Raw genomic sequence first — 18,883 nt, forward strand, 5'->3', positions numbered from 1 at the left:
CAAATGATAAGCTGCGAATCTCGGCGTTGGCTAGTTTTTCCGGTCCTCATGTAGCAAAAACCTACATTCCGGTCCTCCAAACTGCGCCGCCTTGATCTTCTTGCTTCTGATTTGTCACCTTTTTGAACACAAACTTATAGGATTGTTACTGTAATTTCTTTGACACCCCAATTGAGAGCATCAGATTTTTCATTAAATAGAATATCTATATGATGTCCATCAATCGCTCCGCCAGTATCTGCGGCAATCGCTGTTCCATAACCAGGAACGTATACCTTTGTCCCTAGAGGAATGATGGATGGATCTACAGCAATGACTTTGGCATTTGGATTTTCTTTTAAGTTTAACCCTGTTTTTGTAATCCCAATACAACCAGGATCATTTGCTGTATAACCTGTACTTTTTACAGTCAGTGTTTGTTTCTTCTGGCTCGGTTTTTTTGAGGATACATGATGAGATGGCTTTTTATCAACATGCTTTGACTGTTTGACTTTATGATTAGGTAGGGCTTTATGTGAGAACAATGTAATTTCAGTTAATAAATCAACTTCTCCATCATCCTGAAGTTGGTTTTTTGCTTGGAAGCTTGATATCGCCTTTCTTGTCTCTTCGTCTAAATTACCGCTTGGAAGTTTATTGGAGTAACCTAAAGTAGATAGTTTTCTCTGTACTTTGGTAATAATAGATTTGTGACGGTCATCCAAAATTTCTTCTGTTTTAAGATAATTTTTCAATGACATGTCCATGATTTTTTCCTCTTGTGCGGGAAATAAATGGTGATCTTGTTGAAAGGCTTTGATTGACTTGATGGTATGTGGTCCAGCAAACCCAGTAGTATCAGGATAAATTAAATAGCCTTCACCTTGAAGAATATTTTGAATCGTATCTATGTTTTGACTAAAGCGTTTTTGAATGAATTTGTGTTCGTTGACTTCTGCTTTCGATAGGTGTGGAGAAAGAACACTAAACCCAACCATAACGATAGCGATCATGATAAATCTAATAAATCTATTCATATTAGTAAAACTCCTTTATGAGCCAGGAGAAAATTAGTAAGCCATGGGACCTATTTTAACGTTACAAGATAACGAGCGTGTATTAGTAAAATGACATCTTAATAACAAACTTTTTCTTAATTGTAATATTGGTAAGTAATAGAAGTTTTAAGTTGTCTTAATGGATTTCGTTTTGCAAAAACTAGTATACTAGGATTAATGAAAATCATTTTCAAGGGGTGTAGGCATTGGAAGTTAAGAAAGTTAGTCAATCTAGATCTGTGACATCGTCACATGTCTTACCAACAGATACAAACAATCACGGCACTTTATTTGGTGGAAAATTAATGATGTACATTGATGACATTGCAGCTGTTGCAGCGACTAGACATGCGAGGCAGCTTGTTGTTACAGCTTCAACGGACTCTGTGGATTTTATTCATCCAATTAATGCAGGATCAGCGGTATGTTTAGAAGCTTTTGTGACCTATACGAAGAGAACTTCAATGGAAATATTTGTGAAAGTTACTGGAGAAGATCTCATTACTGGTGAAAAAAAACTATGTACAACCTCATTTCTAACTTTTGTCGCAGTAGATGAGGAAGGAAAACCATCACCGGTACCCCAAGTCGTTCCGGAAACAGAAGAGGAGAAGTGGCTTTATGAAACGGCGCCAAAACGGTTTGAACATCGGAAATTAAGAAGACATGAGAGACGAGAATTTCACGAAGTATTAACGCTCAAATCACCTTGGGAAGATTAGGTTGATATTCTCTAATATTCCTGCAAACATAGAAAAGAAAGGACCATTTGAGGGTAAATGGGCAACTGTACACAACATTTCATACATATAACATATGATGTAGTGTGAGATGCTTTATAGGGTCTCAACAATATTGATAAAGGAGCGATTGACGATATGGGTTATCCAAGTGGAGCAAACGGATTTGCGTTAATCGTTGTACTCTTCATTTTGTTGGTTATTGTTGGTACGGCGTACGTATATTAAAAACTAATATATTTAAAGACCACTCTATTATGAGTGGCCTTTTTAATTCAATAACATTTTTATGTTTGAATCACTTGATTGCATAAGTTTTGAAATACGATTTCAATCGAATATATAACGGAATCATAATGATGGTTAGTATCATACCCTTAACAATATTAAATGGAGCAACACCAAGTATGACTAATGTAAATAAATTATGAATGGTATGGTTGGCAGAATGGGCCATTGCCACCGCACTATCGATACTTAACCCTAGAAATAAAGCATAACTTGGAAAAATAATGTAGTAGTTCGCTATGGTCATGAGAATAGTCATTAATATGGTTCCAAATAACATACCAATGGTCAAGGAGCGAGTGGTTCTACTCTTTTTGAATATCAAGTTAAATACAACAATGAGAATCGATCCCGTAACGAAATTCGCTACTTCTCCAACGGGAACAACGGTTGGTGTACCATTTAAGATATAGTGAATCAGGTTCTTAATTCCTTCGATGACAATTCCACTAACCGGACCAAATAAAATGGTTCCAATAAGAGCAGGTATATCACTAAAATCTAATGTCAAAAAAACAGGTAGTAAAGGTAATGGAAAAGCTATAGTCATCATTAAATAACCGATTGTTGAGAGTAAGGCCATAAAAATCATTTTTTTCAAAGATGTGTTTTTCATCAGATCACCCCATGTTGTTATTATAATTAGGTCCTGATGATGCGAATGATTATGATACAAAAATGCCCAAGATAGCTATCTTGGGCATTAGTTATGGATTTAAGGCATGTTTAATAATATGAATGCTTGAAAATAGAAGACATTCAATTAAAATAAACATCGCATCATCCTTCTCCCATCCAGACTGTACTGTCGGTTCTGGAATCTAACCAGATCTGCTCGAAAGCTCGCGGACTTAGAGTCGATACTCAACACCGCCGGTCGGGAATTTCACCCTGCCCTGAAGGAACGTCTATTAAATTATTATTAGTATACATTAAAGACAATATTATTGCTTAGCATTTAAATAAAATGATCTAAGACGATGCCTAATGAAAGTAAGAATCCAAAAGCCGTTTGCATTTGCGCCGTGGCTTTCATTGCTGGCATAAGCTGAATGGACTTTGTTTTACCTCGGAAGAGTTTTGTCGCTTTGTAGGCTTTTGGCAAACTTGCAAATACAACCAATGTCCATACTGATTCAACTTGAAGTAGCATCAATCCAATAATCCACAAATAGGAAATAATGAAGAGGCCAGCCAATAAACTAATGGCTTTTTTTCTACCGATTAAGATAGGTAGTGTTAATCGTCCTTTCTCTCTATCTCGATCTAAATCACGAATGTTGTTTGCCATATTTATACCACCAACGAGCAGTCCAATTGGAACAGAAATTAAAATACTATCAACGGTAATGGTATTTGTTTGAATAAAAAAAGAGATAAGGATTATAAAAACACCCATAAATAGACCAGACGCAAGTTCGCCAAATGGTGTATAGGCAATTGGGTATGGACCAGCTGAGTAAAAATATCCTGTGAGCATACAAATAGTCCCAATAACGGCAATCCACCAATTACTCGCTATACAAATATAGATACCAATAAGAGCACTAACGAAACAGAAAGCATAGGCTAGATGAAGTATGGTTTTAGGCTTGAATCCATCACGAACGATAGAACCACCAATACCAACTGACTCATGTGAATCAAGACCCCGTTTAAAATCAAAATATTCATTAAATAAGTTCGTTGCAATTTGTATAAACATCGAGGCTATTAACATAGCCAAAAATAGCGGTAAATGGACTCTTCCTATAGGAAGGGCTATGGCAGTTCCTAATGTCACCGGTACGAAGGATGCAGTTAGCGTATGAGGACGTAACATGGTCCACCACTTTTTAAAACCTGTATTTTTCTTTAAGTGATCACTCATCTGTTTTCTCTCCTAAAAAATAGTCTCTGTATCTACACATGGCATTTATGAAATAATAGAAAAGCTAAGTAATTCTAATTGTTTTTTTCATAACCAGCCGTATGACAAGTTAATCCGGAGATATGACTCATACTATTATCCCATAACATTTTTGATCGATGTAAAAGACTTTCCCCTTAATATATGGATCCTTACTTTCAGTTTAAAAAAACGGATGGTAAGTGTCAACTTTTTGACAATTATTTATCAATATTTTGACATTGTTCTTGTTTATTCTTAAAGTGCTTTTTGAACGACCTCCTATAATATGTGTTCAAAATGGCGACAAATTAGAAGCAAGAAGGTAAGAGCGGCGCAGTTTTGAGGACCGGAATGTAGGCTTTTCTACATGAGGACCCGCCTTCCACAGGATGTGGTGGCTTTAGGCGCCCGCCACAGGACGTGAGCGATTTTAGTTGAAGATCCTCTTGGCGGGCGCCCGAGATTCGCCGCTTATCATTTGGTGACTTTTTGAACGACCTCTTAAACAGTTTCATTGACACTTGAAAATAAACAGGTGTAACCTAAAGAATAGTTTCTAAGTGCTTAAGTGCTAGGGAAAATGATGTTATATTGATAACGTACCTTAATCAAAGTTATCGAAAATCATTGACTTACGTAAGTCATGAATAAATAAAGAAGGATTTGAGTTTGTTGATAATGGATGCGTTACTATTCGACCTTTTGGCTAAAGGATGCTTAAAGCAAGAGCAATTAAAAAAGTCAATTCTTGTTAGCTATACAAGAGAATTTGATTCATTTGATGCCATCGATATCTTTCGTATAGGAGAAAAATGGAATAGAGAGCAGCGCTTATACTGGTCAGATCCAGATGGCATTGAACGTGTTGGTTTAGGTTATGCCTTAAAATTAGCAGCGGAAGGAGAAACTCGTGTTTCTTCTATTGCTGATCAAAAAAAGAAACTATTTAATGATGCAATAATCGAAAAATGGGATCAAGGCTTGTCAGGTGGACCATTGTTATTCGGTGGTTTCTCTTTTGATCCAGATAATCAAAAAACATCTCCAAAATGGCATTCGTTTGGGGATGCTACCTTTATCCTGCCTGAAATTTTACTGACTAGAACAAAGGAAAATAAAAGTATTTTGACGATAAATTGTTTAATGACGAAGGATAAGAAACCGGATGAAGAATTTAACCGTCTAACTGAACGCATACAACTTCTAAATAAATCTCAAAAAAGTCTAACAACATCTGCTTATGAAGGGAAGTTAACCCCAACGGAGGAATATCTAAATGAGTGGAAGATAAGTGTTAAAAAGGCTATCGATATTATTCAGTCGGGCTTAATGCAGAAAATTGTTTTATCTCGAACAATGCGTGTAGATCGTCAAGTCCCTTATGACATAGTAGCTATTCTAAAAGCATTGACTGACGATCAAGCAAGTCATTATGTCTTTGCTTTTACAATGGGTGAATCAACGTTTCTTGGCGCCTCGCCAGAAAGACTTGTAAAAAAACAGGGGCATGACATTCGATCAATGTGTTTGGCAGGGACGACAACACGGGGTAAAACAGAAAAAGAAGATAAAGAGAAGGCTGAATTTCTGCGTCGTGATCAAAAAAACTTACAAGAACACCAATGGGTGGTCAATATGATCTCTCAAGTTCTAAGTCGCTTTTGTCAATCACTGTTAGTTCCTCAAAATCCATCTGTTCTTAAAGCAGGACAAGTTCAGCATTTATGTACGCCGATTTCGGGAAAACTAAAAGAAGATAAGACCATTCTTGAACTTGTTCAGGCTTTGCATCCAACTCCTGCTTTAGGAGGATATCCACAAAAAGAATCCCTTCAATGGATCAGAGAACTAGAAGTTGCTGATCGTGGCTGGTACGGCGCCCCAATAGGTTGGATGGATGAACAAGATGATGGCGAGTACATCGTTGCTATACGTTCAGGTTTAATCGAAAATTCAACAGCATGGTTATTTGCTGGATGTGGGCTCGTTGGAGATTCAACGGTAACGGAGGAGTTAATCGAGACGAGAGCAAAATTTAAACCTATTTTTTCTGCATTAGGAGGTTCACATGACTAGGCATCAAGAAAAACTTACAAGATTTTGTGCGGCATTTATTGATGAGTTAGCCCTTTCTGGATTGAGACACATTGTCGTTAGTCCCGGTTCTCGTTCGACGCCTTTAACGATGCTTTTTGATAACTGTCCGAATATTAAGGTCTGGATGAATGTAGATGAGAGATCTGCTGGTTTTTTTGCACTTGGAATGGCAAAAGCTTGCATGGAACCTGTTGCTATCTTATGTACATCGGGTACGGCAGCCGCAAATTATTATCCAGCCATCGTAGAAGCAAAACTTGCCGGGGTCCCGTTAATCGTATTAACAGCTGATCGCCCGCACCACCTCCGAGATGTTGGGGCACCTCAAGCTATAGACCAAATTAAACTATATGGTGATCAGGTGAAGTGGTTTAAAGAAATGCCTCCACAGTCTGATGAGAAGCATACATTACAGTTTGTTCGTAAGACGGCTAGACGTGCTTATTCAGTATCGGCTGCTTCACCAAAAGGGCCGGTTCATTTAAACTTTCCATTTGAGGAGCCTTTGATTCCTTCTCTAGATATGGATAATCTTTGGACTAAGGTTCATTCTAATGCCTCACCATTTTATTATGAAAATGAACAAGGGAGTATACTAGAACACCAGTTGTTCTCTCTGTTACATGAAATTCAATCCATTAAAAAAGGTTTGATTGTTGTAGGACCGATGACGAATGAAGAGGCGATACCACATATCAATGCGTTTGCCCAACAATGTGGATTTCCCATTTTAGCAGATCCTTTATCTGGAATGAGATCAGGTGACCATGATAAAACACAGATCATTGATATGTATGATGCGATCTTCAGAGAACCAAGTATACCTGACTTATTGGCATCGGACGGTGTTATCCGTTTTGGAGCGATGCCTGTATCGAAATCTTTCTTGAACTATTTAACAAAGGTCGAGCCAAAAACCTATCTTGTCGTTGATGAAAAAGGGAGCTTTCGTGATCCAACCCATTTGTCGACACAGATGATAGGTATGAGTCCAATCTCTTTCTGTCAACTTCTGACATCAACCTTGCAGATGACAAGAAATGAACACTGGCTATCTGAATGGATCGATATTAATCGGGATATCCAAAAAAGAGTAGAAGATTACTCAGAAGATGAGCATTGGTTTGAAGGACAAGTCTTTGTTGAGGTCCTAAACGAAGCACATCCTGGAACGACCCTTTTTGTAGGTAATAGCATGCCGGTACGCGATTTAGATACGTTCTTTATATCACAAGAAAAAAAGATACATCCAATGGCTAATCGCGGAGCAAATGGAATTGATGGTGTCATATCAACGGCTCTTGGAGCTGCAACTATAAGACCATCCTTAACCCTAGTGATTGGTGATCTATCATTTTACCATGACATGAATGGTTTACTGATGAGTAAATGTTATAATATTGATATTACCATTGTCGTAGTGAATAATAATGGAGGAGGTATATTTTCATTTTTACCTCAAGCTAAAGAATCTGATCGTTTTGAAGCCTTGTTTGGTACGTCAACCGACCTTGAACTCGAGTATGCCGTTCGGATGTATAATGGACGGTACTCAAATCCAACGACTTGGGAAGCATTTAGGAAAGAACTTCAAGCAGCGAACAGGGCAGAAGGTCTTAAAGTGATTGAGATTCGAACAAATCGACAAGAAAATACAGCCATCCATAGGAAGCTGTGGGATGACATCAAAGACCTGATCAAAGCGAGACTCATGCTATGATTCAATTTATTGAAAATATGGGCGTTCAACATGCTGTTAACATCCATGGAGATAAATCCCACCCCCCACTACTTCTTTTACATGGATTTACAGGAACGATGGAGACATGGCAACCTTTTATAGACCAATGGTCAAAGCGGTTTTATACGATTCAAATTGACATAGTTGGACATGGTGAAACCATATCACCAGACGATGTGAGTTATTATGCGATGGATCACGAGGCTGCATCAATTATTCGACTTTTAGACAAATTAGAAGTCTCAACAACCCATATTGTAGGTTATTCTATGGGGGGAAGACTTGCTTTATATTTGAAGTACGCTTATCCACATAGAGTTGATCATGTTCTACTAGAAAGTAGTTCACCTGGGTTAGACAGTGAATCTGAACGTGAAAAACGCCGGAAATCGGATCATCAATTAGCGGTTAGATTGCAAAAAGAATCGATTGAATCGTTTGTTGATTTTTGGGAAAATATACCCTTGTTTCATACTCAAAAGAGACTTTCAAACAGAGCACAGCTTAAGATTAGAAAAGAGAGATGCTCTCAACAAGGTGGTAGGCTTTCTTTAAGCTTAATGGGGATGGGCACAGGACAGCAGGTCAATCTCTGGCCTTATCTTCCTAAAATACATCATTTGTTTTTAGTTACAGGAACATTAGACTCAAAATTTATGAATATTAATCGGAAGATGTATGAGATGCTTCCAAATACAAAATGGTTTAGTATGAAGAATGTAGGCCATGCTGTTCATATTGAAGTACCCAGTTTGTTTAGTCGACTTGTCTACGATCGTTTCTATAATGAAATTAAGGGCAACACAGGACAGGAGAATAAGAACAGTAAAAAAATGTTTACTGAATTAGAAAGTGAGGATATAAAATGACTTTTGAATGGAAATCGGTACGTACATATGACGAGATTATATTTGAAACTTATGAAGGCATTGCTAAGATTACGATCAATCGCCCACACGTACACAATGCATTTACTCCTAAAACGGTCATGGAAATGATTGATGCTTTTTCTAGAGCACGTGATGATTCAAGTATTGGCGTCATCATTTTAACTGGAGCAGGAGGTAAAGCATTTTGTTCTGGTGGTGATCAAAAAATTAGAGGTAATGGTGGGTATGTCGGAGACGATAACATTCCACGTCTAAATGTGTTAGATTTACAACGCCTCATGCGCACGATTCCAAAACCAGTTATTGCTATGGTTGCTGGGTATGCGATTGGGGGAGGACATGTTCTTCATGTCGTCAGTGATTTGACGATCGCTGCAGATAACGCTATTTTTGGACAAACTGGACCTAAAGTAGGAAGCTTTGACGCTGGTTACGGAGCGGGTTACTTAGCTCGGATTGTCGGTCATAAAAAAGCAAGAGAAATTTGGTTTTTGTGCAGACAATATAATGCACAGGAAGCCTTAGATATGGGGCTCGTTAATACGGTTGTTCCGTTAGAGCAGCTTGAAGAAGAAACGGTAAAATGGTGTAAGGAAATTTTATCAAAAAGTTCAACAGCTATCCGTTTCCTAAAAGCATCATTTAATGCTGATACAGATGGTTTAGCAGGCCTTCAACAATTGGGCGGAGATGCCACATTATTGTATTATACGACGGATGAAGCAAAAGAAGGCAGAGATGCTTTCAAAGAGAAACGTGATCCAGACTTTGATAAATTCCCAAGATTCCCTTGACTTGAATGCCTTAAATTAGGTATTAAGTAAACTAATTTTAGATTTTGCAGGTTTCTAGGATCTTTAATAAATTTTTTAAATCGATCTCACTTGAAATAGAGAGCTGCTCGGAAGACATGAGCAGCTCATTTCTTTATTTGAATAGAAACTTAAGTGAGAAGTAAAGCATAAGGAGATATTCAATGTGGAAGAGAGAATCATGCCTCATTGGCTTAAGCAGCGTGCTCATTTAACGCCCAATCGTATTGCGTATGTAACTGATGATGAAAAGGTGACTTTTCTTGAACTTGATAATCAAGTCAAGTCCCTGGCAATGAAATTGATTTCATATGGTGTACAAGAGGGACAACGAGTCGCTTTATTATTTAATAATACCCTTGATTTTGTTCGGATGTACCATGCTTTTTCCTATATTGGGGCAATCTCGGTCCCGTTAAATACGAGGTTAACGCTCGATGAATGGTCTTGGCAATGTCAAGATGCAGACGTCCATCTTTTAATTGGAGATCCAGCCCATGATCAAATGGGGGAACAAATTCAACGTCTCTTACCGTCAATATCGTATCTTTCACTGGACTTATTGACGAAAGTAAAAGAAAACAAAACGGCAGAATTAAAGGAATATCTAGACTTAAGCCAAATACATACCATTATTTATACGTCAGGAACAACCGGACATCCGAAAGGGGTTCTTCTAACGTATGGCAATCATTGGTGGAGCGCCATTGGATCCGTACTGAATTTGGGACTTGACACGAATGATAAATGGTTATGCTGTGTTCCACTATTTCACGTTAGTGGTCTTTCAATCTTAATGAAAAATGTGATCTACGGCATGACGGTTCGATTATTTAGCTCCTTTGATGCAAGTAAAATTAATCTATCGTTGCAAAAAGAAGACATTACAGCGATATCAGTTGTGACAACGATGCTGATCCGCATGCTTGATCATCTTGGCGAGGAATCATACTCGAAAAGTTTACGGTGTGTTCTCTTGGGAGGTGGCCATGCTCCGAAAGTGATTCTCGAGAAATGCCATGAGAAGGGGATTCCAGTTTACCAAACCTATGGATTAACCGAGTCGGCCTCACAAATTATTACTCTATCACCTGAATATATGGTAAGTAAATTAGGTTCTGCAGGAAAATCATTGTTTCCAACTGAGTGTAAAATTATAAAGGACAGACGCGAAGCATTGCCAATGGAAGAAGGAGAAATTGTCGTAAAAGGTCCAAATGTTACGATTGGATACCTAAAGAATGAAAAAGCAACAGAAGAAGTCTTAAAAGATGGATGGCTATTTACTGGGGATATTGGTTATAAGGATCATGATGGGTTTGTGTATGTCCTAGATCGGAGAAAGGATCTGATCATATCAGGTGGAGAAAATATTTATCCTGCTGAAATAGAAGCTTTGTTATTAAGGCATCCTAATATTGAAGAAGCAGGTGTCATTGGTATAGAAGACTCAAAATGGGGACAAGTCCCAGTAGCTTTTGTGAAACTTAAAAATTCTGAGGAAACTTTAGATGAAATACAAAATTTCTGTAAAAAATATTTAGCAAGCTATAAAGTTCCAAAACAATTTCATGCCATATCTAAACTTCCTCGTAATGCATCTAATAAGTTATTGAGACGTAAGTTATATGATCTATTATCCCACATTAACGGCAAGTAAGACCCCCCACCTTAAGGTCATGAGTGTTAAAGCACATTCCTAGATGGGGATACTAACTGCCGTATAAGCCCGATCGGGTCAGGCTTACAATCCGATAGGAATTAGGGTCATTCAATTAAGATGGTTGATTTGTATTATTATTTGTCTTAGTTGTTTTATTCTTTTTATCTTCCTCTTGGTCATCATCTGGTACATTGGCATTATCAATAAAGACGTAGACTGTCGCAAAACATAAAAATATAATACCTAAAGCATAACCCCAAATTAACGCAACAGGTAGAAAATTCTTTAAGCAAATTCCGGTCAGCATTGATGCACCACTTAACAAACAAAAAATAGAAGCTAATTTTCTTTCCTTTGGCATTCTAAATCAATCCTCCATCACGTTTTAGTGCTATTACTAAGTATAGCCTGAAACGGTTTGGTTGATCCTACCATGGTCATCATTTATATAATATAGCGAACCATTAGATCATTAAGGGGAGAAGAATTCCCTTGCTTGTTTATCTAGCCATTTTAAAAAAGGGGATTAGAAGATGTATCAATATACTTTAGCATTCCTAACCTATGATCACAGAATTTTCATGTTGAACCGTCAAAAATCTCCTTGGCAAGGATGTTGGAACGGTGTTGGTGGAAAACTTGAAGAAGGTGAAACACCTATACAGTCTGTAAAGAGAGAAATAAAAGAGGAGACAGGAATTGATTCAGTAAAGCCTATCTTTAAAGGAACCGTATCTTGGACGGTTAACGGGAAGGATCATGGCGGTATGTATCTTTTTCTTGTTAATTTAAAGGAAGAGCAAGTGATCACGACACCACTTAAAACGCGTGAAGGGATACTCGATTTTAAATCGCCTGAATGGTTGTTAAATGATGAAAATTTAGGTGTCGTTCCCACCATACGTTTGTTTTTATCCCATATTTTAAATGAGAACGATCTTCTTAATTATCACTGTTATTTTAATGATGATGAATTAAAAGATTATGTATGTACAGCTCTAACGGAATCTGAAATTTCTTCGTTACTTTCTACTAAGTTAAAAGTGAACGCACAATCAAAAGTAAACTCACTAAAATAAGGAAAGCATAAAGAACCCAATAATCTATTCCTATGCAAAAAGTCATTAAAGGAGCAATAATAGTAAAAAATCCAATGATGGTCGTGATGATACTCATCAAGGAAATCAACGACTTGATTTTTTGAGGTTGATAATGTGAGAGTGAGTGATAGAAATGATTTCGTTTTATAAATATATAAAGTCCTGATATTAGAATAATAAATCCAATCAGGTAAATAAGTAAATTTGTGTGGGTTAACATATCCGTGCCACTCCATTATCAAACAAATTTATGTTACTTGAATTTATATTAGAGATAATTTCATTTTATTATAGTACATATATCACAATATTGAATTTATAATGTAAAATTTTTATTAATTTTTTCGAATAGCTTATCTCCGTTTATCCCGCTTTAACGGCAAGTAAAGACCCCCCACCTCAAGATTCTGAGTATTCAAAGAAGATAGGTAGGGGATCAACTGCCCGTAAAGGTCCTATTGGTTCAGGCTTTCCATCGGTGGGGGATGAAGAACCCCCCACCGATGGAAGTTTCACTTTATATGGGATTTGCAAAAGGATAATGACCTTAGACCTTAGTCATTATGAGAGATTTTTTAACAAAAAAGGATGGAAAGCCAAGGCCATCCACCCTCTTTTGTATTGTGAAAAGATTGACGACTTTCGACTAGGATATAGTGAAAGCCAAACTTTTTAAATTTAATGATTAATCGGCAAGCAGAGAAAGTCCTCCATCAACGATAATAGTTTGGCCACGTATCATGGAAGCATCTTCCGAGCATAGGAAGTGAACCGTGTTAGCAAGATCTTCAGGTTGTACAATTCTGCCGGCTGGATTTCGAGAGGCGGCTTTTTCGAGAAGTTCGTCACGATTTGGAAAATGCTTTAACGCATCTGTGTCAACAGCTCCGCCAGAAACAGCATTTACAACAATTCTTTTTGGTGCAAGTTCTACAGCTAAATAGCGGGTAATCGCTTCAACAGCCGCTTTTGAGACTCCTACAACAACATAATTTGGGAGAGCACGAATGGAACCTAGGCTTGAAAGAGCAACGATTTTTCCTCCTCCATTAAGTTCCATTAATTTTGCAGCTTCTTGTGCGGCAAATAAATAGGCTTTTGCATTAATATTTTGTGTCCAGTCCCAATGGCTTTCTTCAATATCCATCACTTTTCGCTGTACTCCTGAAGCCGCATTACTAATAAAAACATCCAATCGACCAAAGGTTTCTTTAATGGATTGAAATAGGCTCTTAATTTGAGCTACCTCACCAATATTAGCTTTAACTGTATGTACTTTAATGTTATATTTTTCTTCAAAGTAAGTTTTAGTTTCTTCTGCTACCGAACGTTTTCTCATATAGTTAAGAACAAGATGATAACCGTCTTGGGCAAATTTTTCAGCAATGGCTTTCCCAATACCACGAGTTCCACCAGTAATCAGAGCAACTTTTTGACTCATAATTTGTTCACCTCACGTATGTTTGCTTGAACAGTATAGCAAATAATACGGACGGCATACAACAATAAAGGTTAATAAAGACTCTATCGGCCTTATCCAGGAACGAGTATATAGTTCTGTCTACTCTTATGAATGATGTATAAAACCTAATTTTCTCATTGCTATCTATGAGAAAAAAAGCATGTAAAATAGATAAAATGGGTATATTAAGGTAAGCTATACATATACGAGTTTATTAATGGAGGTCGTTCAAATGATTATAGTCTATTTAAGCCTTGCACTTGTTGTCATTGCCATTATTCTATTTGTTATTTCCGCTATTCGAACAGGTAAGAAATTAAAGGGGACACTTGCAGATGCATCGAAAATTACTGAAAAAGTAAGAGAAAGAACAGAAGAAATTGCAAAAGAAAAGGTAGTATTAAATAAAAATTTAGACAAAATACAACAAGATGTGGCCAATAAAAAATACATGGTACAATCAACTATAATAGAAGCAAAAAAGTCAGCAAATGATGTGAAAAACAAATTAAAAGATGTTGTTCGTATTCATGATTAATACGGCTAAATAATTTGAAGAGATAAAAAACGTTTGGTTAGACCAAGCGTTTTTAGAATTAAATATGAGTTACTTCCGGATTGATTGAAATAGTTACATTATTTTTTAAGGCTTTTGCTATCATACAGTCAAACTCAGCATGGTACATCATTTCATAAAGATCTTTTTCGAATTGTTCTGTTGGTTTCTCTTTTAGTATAAGAACTGGATAGAGCTCAATCTTTTCAAAATGTAAGCCATCTTTTTTCTTCACAATGCCTTTTGAGTTTATTTGAATGTTTTCATAGGGTATATTATCATGATTAAGTCGAATACCAAGAGTCATCATGTAACAAGAACATAAAGCACTTAAGAGTAATTCATCGGGATTTGTACCCATTCCAAGTCCATTCATGGATTTGTCGATTGCAATCTTCTCATGAAATCCTTGTGTATGAATTTCACCTTGACCGGTCCAACTACCGTGCCAGGATCCCTTTGCATGAAATGTAAATGAAGTCATACATCTGCTCCTTTTATCCTAATAATTTTAATAGAGTAATAATAAATTTTAGCATACACCATAAATCTATTTTAAATGGATACATAAATATTTCAATCAACAGAAAGGATTTGTAGATGTGAATCAGAGGAAACCATTTATGAGAACTTCATATCTTCTTATTTTTCTTTTCCTTTTCTTTATTATCCTTCTATTTCTAACAAAAACAGTCTGGTTTAACCAATTTGATCTTTTTATTTTAACCAAATTAGAGATATTTCGTACACCACCAAGCTTGACTTTTTTTAAATGGATATCATACCTTTCTTCAGCACATATTCTTCCATTTGTGTTAATTGGTGTCTCCATTTTCTTGTTAATCGTAAAAAAACCTAAAGTAATGGTACTTTGGGTCATTTGTTTTTTGTTAGAAAAATTCATTAATATCGTATTGAAAAATAGTATTCAAAGAGTCAGACCTACATTACATCATTATGAATTGGCATCGAGTTATAGTTTCCCAAGTGGACATGCGATGAACGCCATGTCAGTATATGGATTATTAACACTCATTATCGTCTTATTTATTAAATCTCAATGGCTCCGTGTTACCATTCTTATTATCGGTTTCACATTTGTCTGTTTAGTCGGATTGAGTCGACTCGTTTTGAATGTCCATTATTTAAGCGACGTTATAGCTGGATATTGTGTCAGTGGTATGATTGTTTCACTAATCATGTATTTGATGGTTAATCGAAACTTATTAAAGAAAACAACGTAGATCATACTCTATGGATAAAATCATCGATACCGATCCACACTAGAAATGTTGAATTACATTTGCAAAGGTGGATCAAAATGGAAAATAAAGAAGCAAGACCTTTTCTTAATCAATTATTAGCAAATCTTCACGTCATGTATGTGAAATTACATCGATATCATTGGCTGATTCAAGGACCACATTTTTTTGCTTTGCATGCAAAATTTGAAGAGTTATACAATGAAGTAGCTGAAGACTTAGATACTGTTGCAGAAAGAATTTTATCGATCGAATGTATCCCTGTTGCCACGATGTCTAAATTTCTAGATATAGCGACTTTAGAAGAAGCTCAAACAGAAAGTCATGAAGAAGAAATTCTGACTCGATTAAAAAAGGATTATGAACAGCTCATTCAAGAAATAAAAGACGGCATCGAATCACTCGAACATGCACACGATGAACCAACGATTGACATGTTAATCACACTTCAAGGAAAGTATGAAAAGCATGTTTGGATGCTTAGAGCCATTCTTGCTAAAGAATAGGTTAAATTAACTTAGTGGATACCATTATGCGTATCCACTTTTTTTAAAGATTGTAAATTCAATTCCACTTTAAGTTCTCAGTCCATGTCATAACTTGACTTCATAAGGTATACTGAAAAATGCCTAAGAATAATGAAGAGGGGTTAATACATTGATTGTTGTAGGTGGAATGATAGGATTAGGTAAGACATCAGTATCGACATTACTTGGAAACGCTTTGAACAGTCCAGTTTTTTACGAGTCTGTTGATGATAATCCTATTTTACCGTTGTTTTATTCGGAGACGGTGGATACGGTTCAAGCCAATCGCTATCCATTTTTATTGCAATTATGGTTCTTAAATTCAAGGTTCGATAGTATAAAAAAAGCGAGTCACCATCCTTGTAGTATCTTGGATCGTTCCATCTATGAAGATTGGTATTTTGCCAAAGTAAACAAAGATCTAGGGAAAATCTCAGATCTTGAATTTCAAATTTATGAAGACCTTTTACATAATATGTTAGGGGAAATAGATGGGCTGCCCAAAAAAGCACCTGATCTGATGATATATCTTAAGGGTTCTTTTGAAACTGTTATTAAACGGATTAATTTAAGAGGCAGGGACTATGAGCAGGATGCCGCATTAATTGATTACTATAAAAAATTGTGGGAAGGCTACGATGATTGGTTATATTATCATTACCAGGCATCGGATGCCTTAGTTATTGATATGGATCAAATCGATATCATAAATAATCCGGAAGATGCACAGCATTTAATTAAGACCGTGAATGCTAAATTAAGGGCCATTAAAAATAATGATGATTAAAATTAAGAGGGTAGAAATTGGGACATCAGACTGAGTTATGATAAAATAGGGCGAACAAGATTAGATTTGTAGGAGGATACATTGATGAAAAAAGGTCAAATTACAATGGAAAATGGAGAAGAAATTAAAATTGATTTTTTCCCAGAAGAAGCACCAAACACAGTAGCCAATTTTGAAAAATTAGCCAATAGTGGTTTCTATAATGGATTAACTTTTCACCGAGTGATTCCAGGGTTCGTAAGTCAAGGCGGAGATCCTAATGGAAACGGCACTGGCGGAGCAGGATATACGATTAAATGTGAAACATTAAACAATCCACATAAACACCAGCAAGGGGCTCTATCTATGGCGCACGCCGGTAAAGACACAGGTTCAAGCCAATTCTTTATCGTTCATGAGCCACAACCTCATCTAGACGGTATTCATACTGTTTTTGGCCAAGTGACAAGTGGCATTGACACCGTATTGAAAATGAAAAATGGCGATGTTATGAAAGAAGTAAAAGTTTGGGAAGAATAAGTGAAAGGCAAAAAGTCACCTCGAGGATGAGGTGACTTTTGTCTTTCTAAAGTGAGAAGCTATATAACATTAGACATACCTTTAAGACATAGGTATGATAAAAATAGACTCAGGATATTCATGTTTTTTATTTACTACATAAGAAATGGGGAATCGTCATGTCAACAATCAATGTAGGTTTTCAAGTGCTTCCTTTTACCAAAGAAGACAATATGTATGAATTGGTTGATAAGGCCATTGAAGTGGTTCAAGAATCAGGTGTAAAGTATGAAGTTGGCCCTCTGGAGACTGTGATGGAAGGTGAACTCGATCATTTGATTGACATCGTTAAGAAAGCGCAACAAGCGTGTCTTGATGCAGGTGCTGAGAGTGTCATCACCAATGTTAAAATCATAAACGTACCACAAGGCACTACCATTGAAGATAAAATTGGAAAATACCGTGCATGATTCTCAGTAAATGACCAAGTGAGGTGTTTCGCGATTGAATTCAATTATTAGTATGGATCAGGTTAATCGTCGATTAGGTCATGAAAAGGTTGTCTTAGTTGATTGTCGTTTTAATTTGCAAAAGCCAGATGAAGGACGATATCACTACATGCAAGGACACTTGCCTGGAGCGATTTTCTTTGATCTCGAAAAGGATTTATCTGCTAAAGTAGCTGAGCATGGAGGTCGGCACCCCTTACCGGATGAAGAAGAATTTGTCAAAAAGCTTGGCAAGAGCGGCATAGATGAAACAAAAACGGTCATAGCTTACGATGATCAAGACGGTGCAATGGCAGCCCATTTATGGTGGCTTCTTCAATACTATGGCCATCCTAACGTTCAAATTATGGACGAGGGATTTACTACATGGAAAGAAAAGGGCTATCCTATTGAACAGGAAATACCAGTAACAAAAGAAACTCATTTTATCCCACACATTCATCGGGATTGGGTTTTAACGATGTCCGATGTTAAAGCCTTAGACGTATCAAAAGGAGAGACAATACTTATAGATTCACGAGCACCTGAACGATTTTCAGGTAAGGTAGAAACCGTGGATAAGAAAGCTGGACACATCCCTGGAGCCGTGAATTGGTTCTGGAAAGATAATCGTTCTGAGCAAGGTAGATGGAAAACAGCGGAAGAACTGAAAAGCAGGTTTGAGCCATTAAAACAGAAGGATCAAATTGTTGTCTATTGCGGCTCAGGAGTTACGGCATGTGGAAATATTATCGCTATGAGAGAAGCTGGAATAGAGAATATCAAACTTTATAGCGGGAGTTGGAGTGATTGGATATCCTATGAAAATAATCCAATCCAAACGGAAGAATAAAACAATCTACTAAAGAAGCCATGGCCTATTAATGCCATGGCTTTTAACTTTTGTCCGTGGATAAAGATGCACTTAAGGAATGTCTAATCTGGAAAAATTTAATTGCTTAAATTAGGAAACCAGAATAGAACATACATTCTCTATGTGTTATGATAGAGTTATATAATTGTAAAAGAGGACGGAGGAATGAG

21 protein-coding genes and 1 riboswitch are annotated in these 18,883 nt (G+C 36.8%); of the genes, 15 read left to right on the forward strand and 6 right to left on the reverse strand.

Annotated elements, in window-relative coordinates:
• Nucleotides 1–134 precede the first annotated feature (134 nt).
• Nucleotides 135–1,016 carry a 3D domain-containing protein gene (locus GMB86_RS00595; RefSeq protein WP_155215759.1) on the reverse strand — a complete coding sequence of 294 codons (882 nt, stop codon included), beginning with the start codon at nucleotides 1,014–1,016 and terminating at the stop codon, nucleotides 135–137.
• Between the two features lie 227 nt (nucleotides 1,017–1,243).
• Between GMB86_RS00595 and GMB86_RS00600 the strand changes: the two genes are divergently transcribed.
• Both GMB86_RS00600 and GMB86_RS00605 read left to right on the forward strand, forming a co-directional pair.
• A complete protein-coding gene (locus GMB86_RS00600) occupies nucleotides 1,244–1,759 on the forward strand; it encodes an acyl-CoA thioesterase (protein WP_155215761.1) in 516 nt (171 codons plus the stop codon).
• Nucleotides 1,760–1,915: 156 nt separating this feature from the next.
• Complete coding sequence (locus tag GMB86_RS00605) at nucleotides 1,916–2,005, forward strand: YjcZ family sporulation protein (RefSeq protein WP_155215762.1); 90 nt, start codon at nucleotides 1,916–1,918, stop codon at nucleotides 2,003–2,005.
• A gap of 70 nt (nucleotides 2,006–2,075) precedes the next feature.
• On the opposite strand, the gene GMB86_RS00610 is transcribed toward GMB86_RS00605, so the two are convergent.
• Nucleotides 2,076–2,681, reverse strand: coding sequence for an ECF transporter S component (locus tag GMB86_RS00610; RefSeq protein ID WP_155215764.1), 606 nt, complete (start codon nucleotides 2,679–2,681; stop codon nucleotides 2,076–2,078).
• Between the two features lie 163 nt (nucleotides 2,682–2,844).
• Nucleotides 2,845–2,973: riboswitch (FMN riboswitch) on the reverse strand.
• Between the two features lie 50 nt (nucleotides 2,974–3,023).
• Nucleotides 3,024–3,935: a 1,4-dihydroxy-2-naphthoate polyprenyltransferase gene (locus GMB86_RS00615; RefSeq protein WP_155215766.1), complete on the reverse strand. Its 912-nt coding sequence runs from the start codon at nucleotides 3,933–3,935 to the stop codon at nucleotides 3,024–3,026.
• A gap of 699 nt (nucleotides 3,936–4,634) precedes the next feature.
• Between GMB86_RS00615 and GMB86_RS00620 the strand changes: the two genes are divergently transcribed.
• The 5 genes from GMB86_RS00620 (at nucleotide 4,635) to GMB86_RS00640 (ending at nucleotide 11,156) form a co-directional block, all read left to right on the forward strand.
• Nucleotides 4,635–6,032, forward strand: a complete 1,398-nt coding sequence (locus GMB86_RS00620) for an isochorismate synthase (RefSeq protein ID WP_196220080.1) — start codon at nucleotides 4,635–4,637, stop codon at nucleotides 6,030–6,032.
• A complete protein-coding gene (gene menD / locus GMB86_RS00625) occupies nucleotides 6,025–7,773 on the forward strand; it encodes a 2-succinyl-5-enolpyruvyl-6-hydroxy-3-cyclohexene-1-carboxylic-acid synthase (RefSeq protein WP_155215770.1) in 1,749 nt (582 codons plus the stop codon). Before GMB86_RS00620 ends, menD begins: the two co-directional genes overlap by 8 nt.
• Nucleotides 7,770–8,663: a 2-succinyl-6-hydroxy-2,4-cyclohexadiene-1-carboxylate synthase gene (gene menH / locus GMB86_RS00630; protein ID WP_155215772.1), complete on the forward strand. Its 894-nt coding sequence runs from the start codon at nucleotides 7,770–7,772 to the stop codon at nucleotides 8,661–8,663. The genes menD and menH overlap by 4 nt, the downstream gene beginning before the upstream one ends.
• Nucleotides 8,660–9,478 carry a 1,4-dihydroxy-2-naphthoyl-CoA synthase gene (menB, locus tag GMB86_RS00635; protein WP_155215774.1) on the forward strand — a complete coding sequence of 273 codons (819 nt, stop codon included), beginning with the start codon at nucleotides 8,660–8,662 and terminating at the stop codon, nucleotides 9,476–9,478. Before menH ends, menB begins: the two co-directional genes overlap by 4 nt.
• Nucleotides 9,479–9,677: 199 nt before the next feature.
• A complete protein-coding gene (locus GMB86_RS00640; RefSeq protein ID WP_155215975.1) occupies nucleotides 9,678–11,156 on the forward strand; it encodes an o-succinylbenzoate--CoA ligase in 1,479 nt (492 codons plus the stop codon).
• Between the two features lie 115 nt (nucleotides 11,157–11,271).
• Here the strand turns inward: GMB86_RS00640 and GMB86_RS00645 are convergent, their stop codons facing one another.
• Nucleotides 11,272–11,520, reverse strand: coding sequence for a hypothetical protein (locus GMB86_RS00645; RefSeq protein ID WP_155215776.1), 249 nt, complete (start codon nucleotides 11,518–11,520; stop codon nucleotides 11,272–11,274).
• Nucleotides 11,521–11,692: 172 nt separating this feature from the next.
• On the opposite strand from GMB86_RS00645, the gene GMB86_RS00650 reads away from it, so the two are divergent.
• Nucleotides 11,693–12,238, forward strand: coding sequence for an NUDIX hydrolase (locus GMB86_RS00650; protein WP_155215778.1), 546 nt, complete (start codon nucleotides 11,693–11,695; stop codon nucleotides 12,236–12,238).
• 706 nt (nucleotides 12,239–12,944) lie between these two features.
• Here the strand turns inward: GMB86_RS00650 and fabL are convergent.
• The gene (fabL, locus tag GMB86_RS00655; protein WP_155215780.1) at nucleotides 12,945–13,700 is read right to left on the reverse strand and encodes an enoyl-[acyl-carrier-protein] reductase FabL; all 756 of its coding nucleotides are present in this window, start codon (nucleotides 13,698–13,700) and stop codon (nucleotides 12,945–12,947) included.
• 253 nt (nucleotides 13,701–13,953) lie between these two features.
• Here fabL and GMB86_RS00660 point away from each other — a divergent pair, with 253 nt between their 5' ends.
• A complete protein-coding gene (locus GMB86_RS00660; RefSeq protein ID WP_155215782.1) occupies nucleotides 13,954–14,259 on the forward strand; it encodes a DUF948 domain-containing protein in 306 nt (101 codons plus the stop codon).
• Between the two features lie 58 nt (nucleotides 14,260–14,317).
• Here GMB86_RS00660 and GMB86_RS00665 read toward each other — a convergent pair whose 3' ends face one another.
• On the reverse strand, nucleotides 14,318–14,761 hold the full coding sequence (locus GMB86_RS00665; RefSeq protein ID WP_155215784.1) for an OsmC family protein: 444 nt from the start codon (nucleotides 14,759–14,761) through the stop codon (nucleotides 14,318–14,320).
• A gap of 139 nt (nucleotides 14,762–14,900) precedes the next feature.
• Between GMB86_RS00665 and GMB86_RS00670 the strand changes: the two genes are divergently transcribed.
• The 6 genes from GMB86_RS00670 (at nucleotide 14,901) to GMB86_RS00695 (ending at nucleotide 18,692) form a co-directional block, all read left to right on the forward strand.
• Complete coding sequence (locus GMB86_RS00670) at nucleotides 14,901–15,521, forward strand: phosphatase PAP2 family protein (RefSeq protein ID WP_155215786.1); 621 nt, start codon at nucleotides 14,901–14,903, stop codon at nucleotides 15,519–15,521.
• 77 nt (nucleotides 15,522–15,598) lie between these two features.
• The gene (locus GMB86_RS00675) at nucleotides 15,599–16,045 is read left to right on the forward strand and encodes a Dps family protein (protein ID WP_155215788.1); all 447 of its coding nucleotides are present in this window, start codon (nucleotides 15,599–15,601) and stop codon (nucleotides 16,043–16,045) included.
• A 151-nt stretch (nucleotides 16,046–16,196) separates the two neighbouring features.
• Nucleotides 16,197–16,853: a deoxynucleoside kinase gene (locus tag GMB86_RS00680; RefSeq protein ID WP_268987274.1), complete on the forward strand. Its 657-nt coding sequence runs from the start codon at nucleotides 16,197–16,199 to the stop codon at nucleotides 16,851–16,853.
• 84 nt (nucleotides 16,854–16,937) lie between these two features.
• Complete coding sequence (locus GMB86_RS00685) at nucleotides 16,938–17,372, forward strand: peptidylprolyl isomerase (protein ID WP_141189043.1); 435 nt, start codon at nucleotides 16,938–16,940, stop codon at nucleotides 17,370–17,372.
• A 158-nt stretch (nucleotides 17,373–17,530) separates the two neighbouring features.
• On the forward strand, nucleotides 17,531–17,821 hold the full coding sequence (locus GMB86_RS00690; RefSeq protein ID WP_155215790.1) for a thiamine-binding protein: 291 nt from the start codon (nucleotides 17,531–17,533) through the stop codon (nucleotides 17,819–17,821).
• A gap of 34 nt (nucleotides 17,822–17,855) precedes the next feature.
• Nucleotides 17,856–18,692: a sulfurtransferase gene (locus GMB86_RS00695; RefSeq protein WP_196220081.1), complete on the forward strand. Its 837-nt coding sequence runs from the start codon at nucleotides 17,856–17,858 to the stop codon at nucleotides 18,690–18,692.
• The last annotated feature ends 191 nt before the right edge of the window (nucleotides 18,693–18,883 follow it).

The sequence above is a fragment of the Terrilactibacillus tamarindi genome, assembly GCF_009718825.1.
GTDB lineage: Bacteria > Bacillota > Bacilli > Bacillales > Sporolactobacillaceae > Terrilactibacillus > Terrilactibacillus tamarindi.

Bases quoted from the DNA above. Each gene is read 5' to 3' on its own strand.
- GMB86_RS00595 (WP_155215759.1), bottom strand. From the start codon at position 1,016: ATGAATAGATTTATTAGATTTATCATGATCGCTATCGTTATGGTTGGG.
- GMB86_RS00605 (WP_155215762.1), top strand. From the start codon at position 1,916: ATGGGTTATCCAAGTGGAGCAAACGGATTTGCGTTAATCGTTGTACTC.
- GMB86_RS00610 (WP_155215764.1), bottom strand. From the start codon at position 2,681: ATGAAAAACACATCTTTGAAAAAAATGATTTTTATGGCCTTACTCTCA.
- GMB86_RS00615 (WP_155215766.1), bottom strand. From the start codon at position 3,935: ATGAGTGATCACTTAAAGAAAAATACAGGTTTTAAAAAGTGGTGGACC.
- GMB86_RS00620 (WP_196220080.1), top strand. From the start codon at position 4,635: ATGGATGCGTTACTATTCGACCTTTTGGCTAAAGGATGCTTAAAGCAA.
- menD (WP_155215770.1), top strand. From the start codon at position 6,025: ATGACTAGGCATCAAGAAAAACTTACAAGATTTTGTGCGGCATTTATT.
- menH (WP_155215772.1), top strand. From the start codon at position 7,770: ATGATTCAATTTATTGAAAATATGGGCGTTCAACATGCTGTTAACATC.
- menB (WP_155215774.1), top strand. From the start codon at position 8,660: ATGACTTTTGAATGGAAATCGGTACGTACATATGACGAGATTATATTT.
- GMB86_RS00640 (WP_155215975.1), top strand. From the start codon at position 9,678: ATGCCTCATTGGCTTAAGCAGCGTGCTCATTTAACGCCCAATCGTATT.
- GMB86_RS00645 (WP_155215776.1), bottom strand. From the start codon at position 11,520: ATGCCAAAGGAAAGAAAATTAGCTTCTATTTTTTGTTTGTTAAGTGGT.
- GMB86_RS00650 (WP_155215778.1), top strand. From the start codon at position 11,693: ATGTATCAATATACTTTAGCATTCCTAACCTATGATCACAGAATTTTC.
- fabL (WP_155215780.1), bottom strand. From the start codon at position 13,700: ATGAGTCAAAAAGTTGCTCTGATTACTGGTGGAACTCGTGGTATTGGG.
- GMB86_RS00660 (WP_155215782.1), top strand. From the start codon at position 13,954: ATGATTATAGTCTATTTAAGCCTTGCACTTGTTGTCATTGCCATTATT.
- GMB86_RS00665 (WP_155215784.1), bottom strand. From the start codon at position 14,761: ATGACTTCATTTACATTTCATGCAAAGGGATCCTGGCACGGTAGTTGG.
- GMB86_RS00670 (WP_155215786.1), top strand. From the start codon at position 14,901: ATGAGAACTTCATATCTTCTTATTTTTCTTTTCCTTTTCTTTATTATC.
- GMB86_RS00675 (WP_155215788.1), top strand. From the start codon at position 15,599: ATGGAAAATAAAGAAGCAAGACCTTTTCTTAATCAATTATTAGCAAAT.
- GMB86_RS00685 (WP_141189043.1), top strand. From the start codon at position 16,938: ATGAAAAAAGGTCAAATTACAATGGAAAATGGAGAAGAAATTAAAATT.
- GMB86_RS00690 (WP_155215790.1), top strand. From the start codon at position 17,531: ATGTCAACAATCAATGTAGGTTTTCAAGTGCTTCCTTTTACCAAAGAA.